Below are 15887 nucleotides of genomic sequence, written 5' to 3'. Positions count from 1 at the left end.
GGCGAGCGAACGACGCATGGATGAGGAGATCGAACACGATCCGATCCTCGGTTATGCCGCGCTCCCCGGCGTGGCCGACGAGATGCTCGATGCCAAGGGCGAGATCAAACCCGTCTGGCAGAATCTCATCGCCCATCTGAGCCGTCTTTCGGAAGGCGATCTTTACGAGCGTTTTGCCCGCGCCGACCGTTATCTGCGCGATGCCGGTGTCTTCTACCGCACCTATGGCGGTACCGGTCCCGCCGGCACCGGCGAGCGCAACTGGCCGCTCTCGCATATCCCGGTCCTGATTCAGGAAGACGAGTGGCAGAACATCTCTCGCGGCCTGCAGCAGCGTGCCGATCTGCTCGAGGCGATGATTGGCGATATCTATGGTGAAAACCGGCTGGTGCAGGAAGGTTTTCTTCCACCGCAACTGATTGCCGCCAATCCCGAATTCCTGCGTCCGCTCGTGGGCGTAAAGCCGGTCGGCGGCCATTACCTGCATTTCTGCTCCTTCGAGATTGGCCGTGGCCCGGATGGCAACTGGTGGGTTCTGGCAGACCGCACCCAGGCGCCTTCAGGCGCAGGTTTCGCACTGGAAAACCGCGTCGCCACCACCCGCGCCTTCTCCGACATCTATGGCGAAACTCACGTCCATCGCCTCGCCTCCTTCTTCGGCGCCTTCCGCGATGCGCTTCAATCGCGCAAGCAATATCCGGATGACAGGATCGCCGTCCTCTCGCCCGGCCCCGCCAACGAAACCTATTTCGAACACGCTTATATCGCTCGTTATCTCGGCTTCATGCTGCTCGAAGGCGAGGATCTGACCGTCGTCAACAACCGCGTCATGGTTCGCACCGTCGCCGGCCTCAAACCGGTCGGCGTGCTCTGGCGCCGCCTCGATGCCTCCTATGCCGATCCGCTGGAGCTCGACCAGAACTCGCATATCGGCACTCCGGGCATGGTGCAGGCACTGCGCTCCGGCTCGCTGACCCTGGTCAACGCTCTCGGCTCAGGCATTCTGGAAACCCGTGCGCTTCTCGCCTTCGCGCCGACCATCTGCCGTCGCCTGCTCGGCGAAGACCCGATCCTGCCGTCGATCGCCACATGGTGGTGCGGCCAGCCATCCGAGCGTGAGCATGTGGCGAAGAATATCGAGCGCATGGTGATCGGCCCTGCCTATTCCCGCTTGCCCTTCTTCGACGACAACAGTCAGTCCGTACTCGGCTCGTCGCTGCGCGAAACCGCGAAGGACGCGGTCGGGGACTGGCTGGCCAGCGAAGGCGGGAAACTCGTCGGCCAGGAAGTCGTGACCCTGTCGACGACGCCGACCTGGGTCGATGGCAAGCTGACGCCGCGGCCGATGTCGCTGCGCGTCTTCGCAGCCCGAACCGAAAACGGCTGGGAAATCATGCCCGGCGGCTTTGCCCGTATCGGCACCGGCGACGATGTCGCCGCGATCGCCATGCAGTCGGGTGGTGCGGCAGCCGACGTCTGGATCGTCTCCGACAAGCCGGTATCGAAATCGACGCTGCTGCCACCGGAAGAGAGTTTTACCCGCAACATGCCGGGCTCGCTGCCGAGCCGGGCCGCCGACAACCTCTATTGGCTCGGCCGCTATATCGAACGGGCCGAAGGCGCGTTGCGCATATTGCGCTCCTGGCATCTGCGTTACGCGGAATCGGCGGATCCGAATGCGCCTCTGCTTGCCGATGTAACCCGCTATCTGAAGTCGGTCGATATGGACATGGTTAAGGCCGTGCCCGAACCACTGCTTGCCAACATCAACAGCGCCATCTATTCCGCCAGCAATATCCGCGACCGTTTCTCGCCGGATGGCTGGCTGGCGCTAACCGATCTGGCCAAGACCGCCAAGCGCTTCCATGAAGCGGCTCAACCGGGTGATGACGCAGCTCACGCCGCAACCATTCTTCTGCGCAAGCTCGCCGGTTTTGCCGGTCTCGTGCATGAAAACATGTATCGCTTCACCGGATGGCGCTTCCTGTCCATCGGCCGCCACCTGGAGCGCGGCCTGCACATGACGCGCATGTTGGCCCACCTTTCCGGCCCGGATGCGCCCGACGGTTCGCTCGACATGCTGCTGGAGATTGGCGACAGCGTCATGACCCACCGCCGCCGCTACAACGTCAACACGGCGCGTCTCACGGTCAACGATCTGCTCGCGCTCGATCCGCTCAACCCGCGCTCGATCCTGTTCCAGCTGAACGAGATCCGCACTGAAGTGGAAAAACTGCCCAACGCCTTCGAAAACGGCCAGATGTCGCCCTTCTATCGCGAGGCCATGCGCCTTCATTCCGGGCTGGCGGTGATGACACCGGAGACGATGAACGAGGATGTCTATCGCAGGCTGGAAAAGGATCTGGAGAACCTCTCCGATCTTCTCGGCCGGACCTATTGCAGTTGAGTTGAAGGGGAGGAACGACGAATGCTCTACGACCTCTCTCTCCACATGGGTTATGCCTATGATGTGCCGGCCTCCGGTGCTCGCCATGTCATCCGGCTTCTGCCGCTGTCGCTGCCAGATCGCCAGCGCCTGATCGCAGGCTCGGTCACCGTCTCGCCGGCAACCGACGAAAGGGTCACCTTCATCGATTTCTTCGGCCAGCAGGCGACATCGGTTCTAGTCCGCGCCCCGCATGACCGACTGGATATCCGCATGCAGGCCCGTGTCATGGTCGACGCGCCGACCATGCAGGCGGATCTTTCCCCGACGCTCGACGTATTGCGCACGGAACTGGCCGAAGTCTGGTCCGTCGACCCGTCCTCGCCGCATCATTTTACCGGCTCCAGCCCCAGATTACCGGAGGAACCAGCAATTGCGGCTTACGCGCGCGAAGCGGTGAAGCCTGGACAGACGGTGCGCGAGATCGCCGCCGCACTCTGCACCCGCATCCACAAGGATTTCAAATACGATGCCGAGGCAACGACGGTCGACACCACGCCAAAGGAAGCCTTCAAGCTGAAACGCGGCGTCTGCCAGGATTTCTCCCATGTGATGATCGTGGCGCTGCGCAGCCTCGGCATACCGGCCGGGTACGTCTCCGGCTTCCTGCGTACCATCCCGCCGCCGGGCAAGGAACGGCTTGAAGGGGCCGACGCCATGCATGCGTGGGTGCGCGTCTGGTGCGGCGATGCACTGGGCTATGTCGAACTCGACCCGACCAACAATATTCCAGCCGGCAGCGACCACATCGTCGTCGGTTACGGACGTGATTATTCCGATGTCGCACCGGTCATCGGAGTGCTTAAAGGTTACGGAAATCAGAAGGCCGATCAGGCCGTTGACGTAATTCCGGTCAAATAGACCCGTTTTGGTGCTGATTCTGGCTGATCACTAAAAAGCAAACATTTTACTTAAGTCATCCTGCAGAGCTTTTGCCGCAATAGTCCATTAGAGCGACCGAATGTGCCGGTCGCAGTCAGGGACGGCGGCCATCATGACCATTTTAAAGCGTATTGCAGACGATCGCGGCGGCAATTTCGGCATGATGACAGCACTCATGATGGTGCCTCTTCTCTTCGCGGGAGGAAGCGTCATTGATGTCAGCACCGCATATACGCAAAAAACCAATATGCAGGGCATTGCCGACGCAGCTGCACTGGCTGGCGGCGCGGTCTATGATGGCACCAACAATGCAGCTGCTATCGCTAAGGCGGAAACATTTCTCAAGGGCTACAAGGACAAGCTTCCTAGCGGAGCCACCTACACAGTTACAATGACGGGGCAGAACGTCGATGTGGCGATCCAGGGGAAATCTCAGAACAGCTTCATGCAGCTAGCAGGGCTGTCCAGCATCGATGTTGGCGTTACATCGCAGTCGATCGCGCCGATGATGCCCAAGACAGTAAAGTTCACACCCACTGTCATTCAGGGCTGGTATTGGAAGAAGGTCACGATCCGCGTCGTCAGGCCGAACAGCACAGTTGAAGAGGTCGTTGGGACAGTCACTTATCAGCCCACCACCCATGATGATGGCGGTCAAGGCACCAAGACGGTTAGCCCTAGCGGGACAATCGATCTCGGGAAATATTCCAAGCTCGTTCTGCAGATGGACATTAAAAATGACGGCTGCAACATCGGTCAGAAGGCATCGGTCGACAACAAGAACAAGGTGACGTGTAACGCGAACACGACAGCCGAATATTCGAAATACAACCTCACCCTTCGCACGGACAACCCGGATACCAGCTATTATCTCTTCGTCGAAGGCAAGCAGCTTCCTAAAGGGGTGACCAGTCCTCTCGACGATATCCTTGTCTGCGGAAAAACCTCAAACCATGCCTGGGAAGACGGTGGCGGCTGGGATCGCCAAGACTTTTTCTACACGGCGACGACCACCTGTGCACCGGATGGCCAGTTCGTCCGGCTGACAAAATAACAGGTAGCTAGCTAAGCTGCAGCACCAAGAACCTTGGTAGATACCACCGCATACTGCCGAAAGCCCCGCTCCTTGCGGGGTTTTCTGTTCTCTGCATGGATAGCTCCAGTTACCCTCCGGCAACCATCTTCAATTCCGCCGTTGCATGCCGTTCACAACGATGCATAACTGTGCCGGTAACATTCTGCCATATCGACTGAATCGGACATTCCTCCACCCGCTCAACCGAGAACAATTGGCGACTATATGAACAACACAACTCCCCCCATCGAAATTCCCTATCCCGCCCCGCGCTCGTCCCGCCCTGAAATCATGGCGGAAGAAATCATTGAGCGCCTGACTTACCGCATCGGCAAGGATGCCAAGGTGGCCAAGCCGCATGACTGGCTGACGGCAACCATATTGGTTGTCCGGGACAGAATTATCGACAGATGGATGGAGAGTACGCGCCAGGCCTACCGGACAGGGCAAAAGCGCGTCTACTACCTATCGCTGGAATTCCTGATTGGCCGCCTGATGCGCGATGCCGTCAGCAATCTCGGCCTGATGCAGGAGATTCGCGACGCGCTGTCCTCGCTCGGCGTCGACGTGTCGGTGATTGCCGGTCTGGAACCGGACGCCGCACTCGGCAATGGTGGCCTTGGCCGCCTTGCTGCCTGTTTCATGGAGAGTATGGCAACGGTCGATATTCCGGCCTATGGCTACGGCATCCGTTATATCCATGGCCTGTTTCGTCAGCAGATGGCCGACGGCTGGCAGGTCGAGTTGCCCGAAACCTGGCTTGCCCACGGCAACCCCTGGGAGTTTGAACGCCGCGAGAGCTCCTACGAAATCGGCTTCGGTGGATCGGTGGAAACCATCGGTGGCTACGAGGATTTGCCTCGTTACGTATGGAAGCCGGCCGAACGCGTCATCGCCATGGCCTATGATACGCCAATCGTCGGCTGGCGCGGTAATCGCGTCAATACCTTGCGCCTCTGGTCGGCCCAGCCAATCGACCCGATCCTGCTTGATGCCTTTAATGCCGGCGACCATATCGGCGCGCTGCGCGAGAGCAACAAGGCGGAATCGCTCACCCGCGTCCTCTATCCCGCCGACGCAAACCCGGCCGGGCAGGAACTGCGCCTACGCCAGGAATTCTTCTTCTCGTCGGCATCGCTGCAGGACATCCTGCGCCGCCATCTCCAGCAATATCCGGATTTCACCAACCTGCACGAGAAGGTTTCGATCCAGCTCAACGACACGCATCCGGCCGTCTCGATCGGCGAACTGATGCGACTTCTCGTCGACATCCACGGCATGGATTTCGATGTCTCCTGGGAAATCGTCAGGCAGACCTTCTCCTACACCAACCACACCCTTCTGCCCGAAGCTCTGGAAACCTGGCCGGTGCCGCTCTTCGAGCGCCTTCTGCCGCGCCACATGCAGATCGTCTACGCGATCAACGCAAAGATCCTGCTCGAAGCCCGCAAGGAAAAGCGGTTCTCCGACACGCAGGTCCGCGCCATTTCGCTGATCGACGAAGGCGGCGAACGGCGGGTGCGCATGGGCAACCTCGCCTTTGTCGGCTCCCATTCGATCAACGGCGTCTCGGCGCTGCATACCGACCTGATGAAGGTCACCGTCTTTGCCGACCTCCACACGCTTTACCCGACCCGCATCAACAACAAGACCAACGGCATTACCCCTCGCCGCTGGCTGATGCAGTGCAATCCCGGCCTCACCTCGCTGATCCGCGATGCGATCGGCGACAAGTTCCTCGACGATACCGAAGCGCTGGTCGAACTCGACAAGTTCGCCGACGATGCAAGCTTCCAAGAGAAATTTGCCGCCGTGAAGCGGGCGAACAAGGCGACGCTTACCAATCTCGTCGGCAGCCGCATGGGCATCAGGCTCGATCCGTCGGCACTGTTCGACATCCAGATCAAGCGCATCCACGAATACAAGCGCCAGCTTCTGAACATCATCGAAGCCGTCGCGCTTTATGACCAGATCCGCTCCCACCCGGAACTGGACTGGGTGCCGCGGGTAAAACTCTTCGCCGGCAAGGCGGCGCCGAGCTATCACAACGCCAAGCTTATCATCAAGCTGGCCAACGACGTTGCCCGTGTGATCAATAACGACCCTTCGGTGCGCGGCCTACTCAAGGTCGTCTTCGTGCCGAATTACAATGTCTCGCTGGCGGAAACGATCGTGCCCGCCGCCGACCTTTCAGAGCAGATTTCGACCGCCGGGATGGAAGCCTCAGGCACCGGCAATATGAAGTTTGCCCTGAACGGCGCGCTGACGATCGGCACACTCGACGGCGCGAATGTCGAAATGCGCGAACATGTCGGCGACGATAATATCGTTATCTTCGGCCTCACCGCCGACGAAGTGGCGAAGGTGCGCTCGGAAGGGCACAATCCTCGTGCCGTGATCGAGCAATCGCCCGAACTGGTGCAGGCGTTGAACGCCATCGCTTCCGGCGTCTTCTCACCGGACGACCGTTCGCGCTTCCAGGAATTGATCGACGGCATCTATAACCATGACTGGTTCATGGTCGCCGCTGACTTCGATGCCTATGCTGCGGCACAGCGCACGGTTGACCAAATCTGGTCAGACCCTAAATCCTGGTATTCAAAGACAATTCGCAATACCGCCCGGATGGGATGGTTCTCCTCGGACCGCACAATCCGCCAGTACGCGTCGGAAATCTGGAGAGCCTGATGACAAAATCGCCGAGTGCGCTCGATGACGGGAGAGCTCCTGGAGAAATCCCGTTGTCCGAGATCGAGGCGATATTGGCAGGTAGGCATGCAAATCCTTTCGCCGTGCTTGGGCTTCACAAGCTCGGCGAAAAATATCGTGCCCGTTGCTTCATTCCCGGTGCCGAAGAGGTGACCGTGCTCTCGCTCAGCGGCACGGAACTCGGCGAACTGACCTGCCGTCATGAGGCGGGTTATTTCGAAGGCCTCGTCGACGCGGGCCAACTCCAGCCCATCCGTTACCGCGCCCAGCGCGGTGACGTGGAATGGGCCGTGACCGATCCCTACTCCTTCGGGCCGGTTCTCGGCCCGATGGATGACTATCTGTTACGCGAAGGCTCGCATTTGAGGCTCTTCGACAAGATGGGCGCCCATCCGCTCAAGCATGAGGGTGTCGAGGGCTTTCATTTCGCTGTCTGGGCACCAAATGCCCGGCGTGTCTCTGTCGTTGGCGAATTCAACAACTGGGATGGCCGCCGGCATGTGATGCGCCTGCGCCAGGATACCGGTATCTGGGAAATCTTTGCGCCCGATGTTCGCGCCGGTGCCGCGTACAAATTCGAGATCATCGGCAAGGATGGTAAGCTGCAGCCCTTGAAGGCAGACCCGTTTGCACGGCGAGCCGAGATGCGACCGAAGACTGCCTCGGTAACATCCCCGGAACTGGCCCAGGTATGGGAAGATCAGGCTCACCGGGAATTCTGGGAAAAGGCCGATCATCGCCGACAGCCGATCACCATCTACGAAGTGCATGCGGGATCATGGCAGCGCCGCGACGACGGATCGTTCCTCTCCTGGGATGAACTCGCCTCGCGCCTCATCCCTTACTGTGTCGACATGGGCTTCACCCATATCGAGTTTCTGCCGATCACCGAACATCCGTATGACCCGTCATGGGGCTATCAGACAACGGGACTTTATGCACCCTCCGCCCGCTTCGGCGAGCCGGAAGGCTTTGCCCGTTTCGTCAACGGCTGCCACAAGGTCGGCATCGGCGTTATCCTCGACTGGGTGCCTGCGCATTTTCCGACCGACGCCCACGGTCTGCGCGATTTCGACGGCACCGCACTTTATGAACATGCCGATCCGCGTCAGGGCTATCACCCCGACTGGAACACTGCGATCTACAATTTTGGTCGCGTCGAGGTTCTGTCCTACCTGATCAACAACGCACTCTACTGGGCGGAAAAATACCATCTCGACGGCCTGCGCGTAGATGCCGTCGCCTCGATGCTCTATCTCGATTATTCGCGCCGCGAAGGCGAATGGATTCCGAATGAATATGGTGGGCGAGAGAACCTCGAATCCGTCCGTTTCCTGCAGAAGATGAATTCACTCTCCTACGGCACGCATCCGGGTGTGATGACAATCGCCGAGGAAAGCACCTCCTGGCCGAAGGTCTCGGCGCCGGTGCATGAAGGCGGGCTTGGTTTCGGCTTCAAGTGGAACATGGGCTTCATGCACGACACGCTGAGCTATCTCGCGCGCGAGCCGATCCACCGCAAGCACCATCACAACGCCATCACCTTTGGCCTCGTTTACGCCTTCGCGGAAAACTTCGTGCTGCCGCTCAGCCATGATGAAGTGGTCCACGGAAAAGGCTCGCTGATTGCCAAGATGGCCGGTGACGACTGGCAGAAATTCGCCAACCTCAGAGCCTATTACGGCTTCATGTGGGGTTATCCGGGCAAGAAGCTGCTCTTCATGGGACAGGAATTCGCCCAATGGGCAGAGTGGAGCGAAAGCAAATCGCTCGACTGGAACCTGCTTGCCTACCATCCGCATCAGGGCATGCGCCGCCTCGTGCGGGATCTCAATTTCTGTTACCGCTCCAAACCCGCGCTGCACGCCCGCGATTGCGAGGGTGAAGGTTTCCGCTGGCTGGTCGTCGACGATGCGGACAACTCCGTCTTCGCATGGCTGCGCATGGCGCCGGGTGAAAAGCCGGTCGCGGTCATCACCAATTTCACGCCCGTCTATCGCGCAAATTACAGGCTTCCCCTGCCGCATGCCGGTAAATGGCGGGAAGTCTTGAATACCGACGCCGAGATCTACGGCGGCAGCGGCAAGGGCAATGGCGGCAAGGTTCAGGCCGTGGATGCGGGAGGAAGCATCTGGGCGGACGTGACTTTGCCACCGTTGGCGACAATCATGCTGGAACTCGAAAACAACGCATAGGGGAGGAGAACAATGAACGACAAGCAACGTGTCCAGCCTCTGTCTCGCGACGCCATGGCTTATGTTCTGGCCGGCGGACGTGGCAGCCGCCTCAAGGAACTGACAGATCGGCGCGCCAAGCCCGCCGTCTATTTCGGCGGCAAGGCCCGCATCATCGATTTCGCTCTTTCCAACGCGCTGAATTCCGGCATCCGCCGCATCGGTGTCGCCACCCAATACAAGGCCCACTCGCTGATCCGCCACATGCAGCGCGGCTGGAACTTCTTCCGCCCCGAGCGCAACGAGAGCTTCGACATCCTGCCTGCCTCCCAGCGCGTCTCGGAAACGCAATGGTATGAAGGCACGGCCGACGCCGTATACCAGAACATCGATATCATCGAGGGTTATGCGACCGAATACATGGTCATCCTCGCCGGCGACCATGTCTACAAGATGGACTACGAACTGATGCTGCAGCAGCACGTCAATTCCGGCGCCGACGTCACCGTCGGCTGCCTGGAAGTGCCGCGCATGGAAGCAACTGGCTTCGGCGTCATGCATGTCAACGAGAAGGACGAGATCATCGATTTCGTCGAGAAGCCGGCCGATCCGCCAGGCATTCCTGGCAAGCCGGATTTTGCGCTCGCCTCGATGGGCATCTACGTCTTCCACACCAAGTTCCTGATCGACGCCCTGAAGCGTGATGCGGAGGTTGCCGGCTCCAGCCGTGACTTCGGCAAGGACATCATTCCCTATATCGTCGAACACGGTAAGGCCGTCGCTCACCGTTTTGCCGACAGCTGCGTCCGCTCTGACTACGAGCGCGAACCCTATTGGCGGGATGCCGGCACGATCGATGCCTATTGGCAGGCCAATATCGACCTGACCGAAATCGTTCCCGGCCTTGACCTTTACGACAAGTCTTGGCCGATCTGGACCTACGCGGAACTCACCGCACCGGCAAAATTCGTCCATGACGACGAAAATCGTCGCGGTTCGGCAACGTCCTCGGTCATTTCCGGCGACTGCATCATTTCCGGCTCATCGCTGAACAAGAGCCTGCTCTTCACCGGCGTTCGCGCCAATTCCTATTCGAAGCTCGAAGGCGCGGTCGTGCTGCCGAATGTCAGGATCGGTCGCCGCGCCCAGCTTCGTGATGTTGTCATCGACCATGGTGTAACCATCCCCGAGGGACTGGTTGTCGGCGAGGATCCGGAACTCGATGCAAAGCGCTTCCGTCGCACCGAAAGCGGTATCTGCCTGATAACCCAGAAGATGATCGACAAGTTGGATTTGTGATGCAGGTACTCTCGGTCGCTTCTGAAGTCTTTCCTCTGGTAAAGACGGGTGGGCTGGCCGATGTGGCTGGCGCGCTTCCGATCGCGCTCGGCAAGCGGGGTATTTCCGTCAAGACGCTGATACCCGGCTACCCCGCCGTGATGCGGATTGTCGATAATGCCGTCCTGCGCCGCACCTTTCCCGATCTGCTCGGCGCAGAAGCCCGCATCCTCGAAATCGAACACAAGGGTCTCGACCTCCTGATCCTGGACTGCCCTGAGCTGTTCGACCGGCAGGGCGGACCCTATCTTGATGTGACCGGCAGGGATTATACGGACAACTGGCGCCGTTTTGCAGCCTTATCCAAGGCGGGCGCCACCATCGCCCAGCAGGGGCTGACGGGTGATCTCGGCGGCTGGCGACCGGATCTCGTACATGTCCATGACTGGCAGGCGGCTCTTTTGCCGGCCTACATGCGTTATGCAGAAGAGCCGGAAGTGCCGAGCGTCATCACCGTCCACAACATCGCTTTCCAGGGCGTGTTCGATGCCGAAATTTTCCCCGCACTCGAATTACCGCCGCACGCCTTTTCGATCGACGGCGTGGAATACTACGGCAAGGTCGGCTTCCTGAAGGCCGGTCTGCAGACTGCCTGGGAAATCTCCACCGTAAGCCCGTCTTATGCCGAGGAAATCCTCACGCCTGAATACGGCATGGGTCTGGAAGGCCTGCTGCATCACCGATCAGAAGACCTGACAGGCATCGTCAACGGCATAGATACCGATGTCTGGAACCCTGAGACAGATACCCTCCTTGCCAGCACCTATTCCGCATCCACCCTCAAGGAAAGGGCGGAAAACAAGCGGCGGGTGGCGGAACGCTTTGCGCTCGACATCGACGATGCGCCGCTCTTTTGTGTCGTCTCACGGCTGACCGAACAGAAGGGCATGGACCTTCTTGCCGAAACGTTGGACGATCTCGTCTCCCATGGCGCGACGCTCGCCGTTCTCGGTTCCGGCGACAAGGTGCTGGAGGATGCATTTCACGCGGCAGCGCTGCGTCATCCCGGCCGGATCGGCGTGATTGCAGCCTATGACGAACCGCTCTCCCATCTCATGCAGGCCGGCTGCGATGCGATCATCATCCCATCCCGCTTCGAACCCTGCGGCCTCACCCAGCTTTACGGCCTGCGTTACGGCTGCGTGCCGATCGTCGCGCGCGTCGGCGGCCTCAACGACACAGTGATCGATGCAAGCCATGCAGGGCTTGCGGCAGAGGCAGCAACCGGCATTTCCTTCGGCCCGTTGACCACCGATAACCTTGCCCGCGCACTCCGTCGCGCCATCCGCCTTTATAAGGACGAGAAGCTATGGACTGTGATCCAGAAGCAGGGCATGAAATCCGATGTTTCGTGGAACCGCAGCGCAGCCCTTTACGCCGCGCTCTTTTCCGAGATCCTTGAAAGAAAAGGCATTTGAGTATGATCAAGACCGTCGCAACGACCCCCTACCAGGACCAGAAGCCTGGCACGTCCGGCCTGCGCAAGAAGGTTCCGGTCTTCGCCCAGCCGAACTATGCGGAAAATTTCATCCAATCCATCTTCGACAGCCTGGAAGGCTTTGAAGGCAAGACGCTGGTGATCGGCGGCGATGGACGTTATTACAACCGCGAAGTCATCCAGAAAGCGATCAAGATGGCCGCCGCTGCTGGTTTCGGCAAGGTCATGGTCGGCCAGGGCGGCATCCTTTCGACACCCGCCGCATCCAACGTCATTCGCAAATATCACGCCTTCGGCGGTATCGTTCTTTCCGCCAGCCACAATCCCGGCGGCCCGACCGAAGATTTCGGCATCAAATACAATATCGGCAATGGCGGTCCGGCCCCGGAAAAGATCACCGACGCCATCTATGCCCGTTCCAAAGTGATCGACACTTACAAGATCGCCGACACGGCGGATCTCGACCTCGACAAGACCGGCACCTTCAAAGTGGCCGGCATGGCGGTCGAGGTCATCGATCCGGTCACTGATTATGCCGAACTGATGGAACAGCTCTTCGACTTCGGCGCCATCCGCGCGCTGATTGCCAGCGGCGTACGTGTGGTCATCGACAGCATGGGCGCCGTCACCGGCCCCTACGCCACGGAGATCCTCGAAAACCGCCTCGGCGCACCGGAAGGCTCGGTCCGCAACGCAACCCCTCTGCCGGATTTCGGCGGTCATCACCCGGACCCGAACCTCGTCCATGCCAAGGAATTGTATGACGATGTGATGAGCAAAGACGGCCCGCATTTCGGCGCCGCCTCCGATGGCGATGGCGACCGCAACATGATCGTCGGCAAGGGCATGTTCGTCACACCGTCGGACAGCCTTGCAATCATCGCCGCGAACGCAACGCTCGCGCCGGGCTATGCGAAAGGTATCGCCGGCATCGCCCGCTCCATGCCAACCAGTGCTGCCGCCGACCGCGTGGCCGAAAAGCTCGGCATCGGTATGTACGAGACCCCGACAGGCTGGAAATTCTTCGGCAACCTGCTCGATGCCGGCAAGGCGACGGTCTGCGGCGAGGAGAGCTTCGGCACCGGCTCCGACCATGTGCGTGAAAAGGACGGCCTCTGGGCGGTGCTCTTCTGGCTCAACATCATGGCCGGCCGCAACGAAAGCGTCGCCGAGATCGTCAAGAGCCACTGGGCCGAATACGGCCGTAATTACTACTCCCGCCACGACTACGAGGAAGTGGATTCGGATGCGGCGAACGGCATGATGACCGCGCTGCGCGAAAAGCTGGCCTCATTGCCGGGCCAGAGTTTCGGCTCGCTGAAGGTCGCCGCCGCCGATGACTTTGCCTATCACGATCCGATCGACGGTTCCGTTTCGAAGAACCAGGGCATCCGCGTATTGTTCGAAGGCGGCAGCCGCGTCGTCTTCCGCCTGTCGGGCACAGGCACCTCAGGCGCGACGATCCGCGTCTATGTCGAACGTTACGAGCCGGACCCGGCAAAGCACGGCATCGACACCCAGGAAGCGCTCGCCGACCTGATCGCCGTCGCGGACGAAATCTCCGACCTGAAAAAGCGCTCCGGCCGCGATGCGCCGACGGTGATTACGTAAGAGCCTGACCATAAAAGCCCGGAGATCGCAGATGAATTTACCCCCCTCTGCCCTGCCGGGCATCTCCCCCACGAGGGGGGATATTACTCGTGGCAACGCCTCGACCATCTCCAACGCATCGATTGCAGCACTCTTTGTTAAAGCAACACAGGGATCACGCCTCCAGCTGATCTCCCCCCTTGTGGGGGAGATGCCCGGCAGGGCAGAGGGGGGTATCACATGCCCTCGACACTAAAGCCAAAACTCGGCGCCACCCTCACCCCGACCGGCGTGGACTTCAGCGTCTGGTCCTCGTCTGCCGAAAAGATCGTGCTATGCCTGTTCGACACTGAGAGCGGCAGCGAAACCGTTCGTCACGACATGCTCCGCGGCACCGACGATGTCCACCGCGTCTCGATCGAAGACGTTGGACACGGCCAGCGTTACGGCTACCGCGCCTACGGCCCCTATGATCCGGATAAAGGACTGTGGTTCGATCCGGCAAAACTGCTCGTCGATCCTTATGCCAAAGAACTCGATCGCCCTTTCCAGGCAGATCACGACCTTGCGACCTATGAGATCGACACCACGAACCTTGTGCCTCGAGCTATCGTCACGCAAGACCTCGAAGCGGAGATATCGGCTCCGCTCCTGCCTTCCGGTGGTTTCGTTTACGAGATCGCGGTGAAACCGTTCACGATCCTGCATCCGGAGATACCGGAAGAGATCCGCGGCACCGTCGCGGCACTCGCCCATCCCAGTATTATCGCACACTTGAAACAGATCGGTGTCGATGCGATCGAACTCATGCCGATCACCGCATGGATCGACGAGCGCCATCTTCCGCCTCTGGGCCTCACCAATGGCTGGGGCTACAATCCGGTCGCCTTCATGGCGCTCGATCCACGCCTCTGCCCCGGTGGCATGGTGGAGTTGCGTGAAACCGTCACGAAACTGCACGCAGCCGGCATTGGCGTGATCCTCGATCTCGTATTCAACCACACAGGCGAAAGCGACCGATACGGCGCAACGCTTTCTATGCGCGGTCTCGACAATTTGGCCTATTACCGCCATCTGCCGAATGATCCGGGCGAGCTGGTCAACGACGCCGGCACCGGCAACACGGTCGCCGCGGATCATCCGGTCGTCCGACGGTTGATCGTCGACACATTGCGTCATTTCGTTCGGCATGCCGGCGTCGATGGCTTTCGCTTCGACCTCGCGCCGGTTATGGGTCGCACGGCAGAGGGTTTCGATCCGAATGGCGAAACGCTGACGGCACTGTTGTCCGATGATCTGCTGAAGGATCGTATAGTGATCGCCGAACCCTGGGATATAGGCCCCGGCGGCTACCAGCTCGGCAATTTCCCCGCGCCCTTCATCGAATGGAACGACTGCGCCCGCGACGACATGCGCCGCTACTGGCGCGGCGACCAGTGGATGACAGGTGCGCTCGCCACCCGCCTTGCCGGATCATCGGACATTTTTGAAAAATCTGGCCGCACACGCAGTGTCAATTTCCTCGCCGCCCATGACGGGTTCACCCTGTTCGACCTTGTCTCCCACGAGCACAAGCATAACGATGCCAATGGCGAGGATAGCCGCGACGGCCATAACGAAAACTACTCCTGGAACAACGGAGCGGAAGGCCTGACCGCTGATCCTGCAGTACAGGAACGCCGTCGTCGTGATGTCCGCGCACTTCTGTCCACGCTGTTTGCCAGTCGCGGCACCATCATGCTCACCATGGGGGACGAAACCGGTCGTTCGCAGCGCGGCAACAATAATGCCTATTGCCAGGATAACGAGATTACATGGATGGACTGGCAGGAGCCGGATACAGAACTGGTGCGGCATACGACATGGCTTGCCGGTATCCGCAGGCGATTCTCGGTGTTTTCCGAAACGGATTTCTTCGCCGGAAACGGCGATATTGAATGGTTGGCCCCCTCTGGCCTTCCCATGCAGGTATCCGATTGGGAAAATGCCGAGAACCGGCTGATAGGCATGATCGTTGCGACAGACGATCGCTCATCGGACAGCTCGACTCGTCTTGCAATCCTCTTCAACCGGGGCCATGAAGATGTTGAGTTTATTCTGCCCGGCAGCGGCTGGCAGGATCTGCTTTCGGATAAGCCTTGGACGAACCTCCTTCCTTCCCGCTCCGTCAGCTTCTGCCTGAAAGGGTAATGTTGCGGCCCACGGGCAATAGCTTAAAACGACGACAAAGCGGTG

9 protein-coding genes are annotated in these 15887 nt (G+C 59.7%); all 9 read left to right on the top strand.

Annotation, left to right across the window (positions count from 1 at the left end; translation table 11 throughout):
- The first annotated feature begins 16 nt into the window (after positions 1 to 16).
- The 9 genes from GGE33_RS02085 to glgX all read left to right on the top strand — a co-directional run bounded on the left by GGE33_RS02085 (position 17) and on the right by glgX (position 15842).
- Positions 17 to 2407 (top strand): circularly permuted type 2 ATP-grasp protein, encoded by a 2391-nt coding sequence (locus GGE33_RS02085; protein ID WP_183822253.1) that lies wholly within the window; start codon positions 17 to 19, stop codon positions 2405 to 2407.
- A gap of 21 nt (positions 2408 to 2428) precedes the next feature.
- Complete coding sequence (locus GGE33_RS02080; RefSeq protein ID WP_183821069.1) at positions 2429 to 3307, top strand: transglutaminase family protein; 879 nt, start codon at positions 2429 to 2431, stop codon at positions 3305 to 3307.
- A gap of 100 nt (positions 3308 to 3407) precedes the next feature.
- Positions 3408 to 4382 (top strand): TadE/TadG family type IV pilus assembly protein, encoded by a 975-nt coding sequence (locus GGE33_RS02075; protein WP_246435694.1) that lies wholly within the window; start codon positions 3408 to 3410, stop codon positions 4380 to 4382.
- 246 nt (positions 4383 to 4628) lie between these two features.
- Complete coding sequence (locus GGE33_RS02070) at positions 4629 to 7091, top strand: glycogen/starch/alpha-glucan phosphorylase (protein ID WP_183821068.1); 2463 nt, start codon at positions 4629 to 4631, stop codon at positions 7089 to 7091.
- Entirely contained in the window at positions 7091 to 9307 is a 2217-nt protein-coding gene (gene glgB, locus GGE33_RS02065; protein WP_183821067.1) for a 1,4-alpha-glucan branching protein GlgB, read from the top strand. The genes GGE33_RS02070 and glgB overlap by 1 nt, the downstream gene beginning before the upstream one ends.
- 12 nt (positions 9308 to 9319) lie before the next feature.
- Entirely contained in the window at positions 9320 to 10585 is a 1266-nt protein-coding gene (gene glgC / locus GGE33_RS02060; protein WP_148143409.1) for a glucose-1-phosphate adenylyltransferase, read from the top strand.
- Positions 10585 to 12042, top strand: coding sequence for a glycogen synthase GlgA (glgA, locus tag GGE33_RS02055; protein WP_183821066.1), 1458 nt, complete (start codon positions 10585 to 10587; stop codon positions 12040 to 12042). The genes glgC and glgA overlap by 1 nt, the downstream gene beginning before the upstream one ends.
- Positions 12043 to 12044: 2 nt before the next feature.
- Entirely contained in the window at positions 12045 to 13673 is a 1629-nt protein-coding gene (locus GGE33_RS02050) for an alpha-D-glucose phosphate-specific phosphoglucomutase (protein WP_183822249.1), read from the top strand.
- Between the two features lie 219 nt (positions 13674 to 13892).
- Entirely contained in the window at positions 13893 to 15842 is a 1950-nt protein-coding gene (gene glgX, locus GGE33_RS02045) for a glycogen debranching protein GlgX (RefSeq protein WP_183821065.1), read from the top strand.
- The last annotated feature ends 45 nt before the right edge of the window (positions 15843 to 15887 follow it).

It is taken from the genome of Aliirhizobium cellulosilyticum, from assembly GCF_014198105.1.
In the GTDB taxonomy this organism is placed as follows: Bacteria; Pseudomonadota; Alphaproteobacteria; order Rhizobiales; family Rhizobiaceae; genus Neorhizobium; species Neorhizobium cellulosilyticum.
The sequence above is the reverse complement of the archived record's forward strand: the minus strand, read 5'-3'. Positions and strand labels throughout refer to the sequence as shown.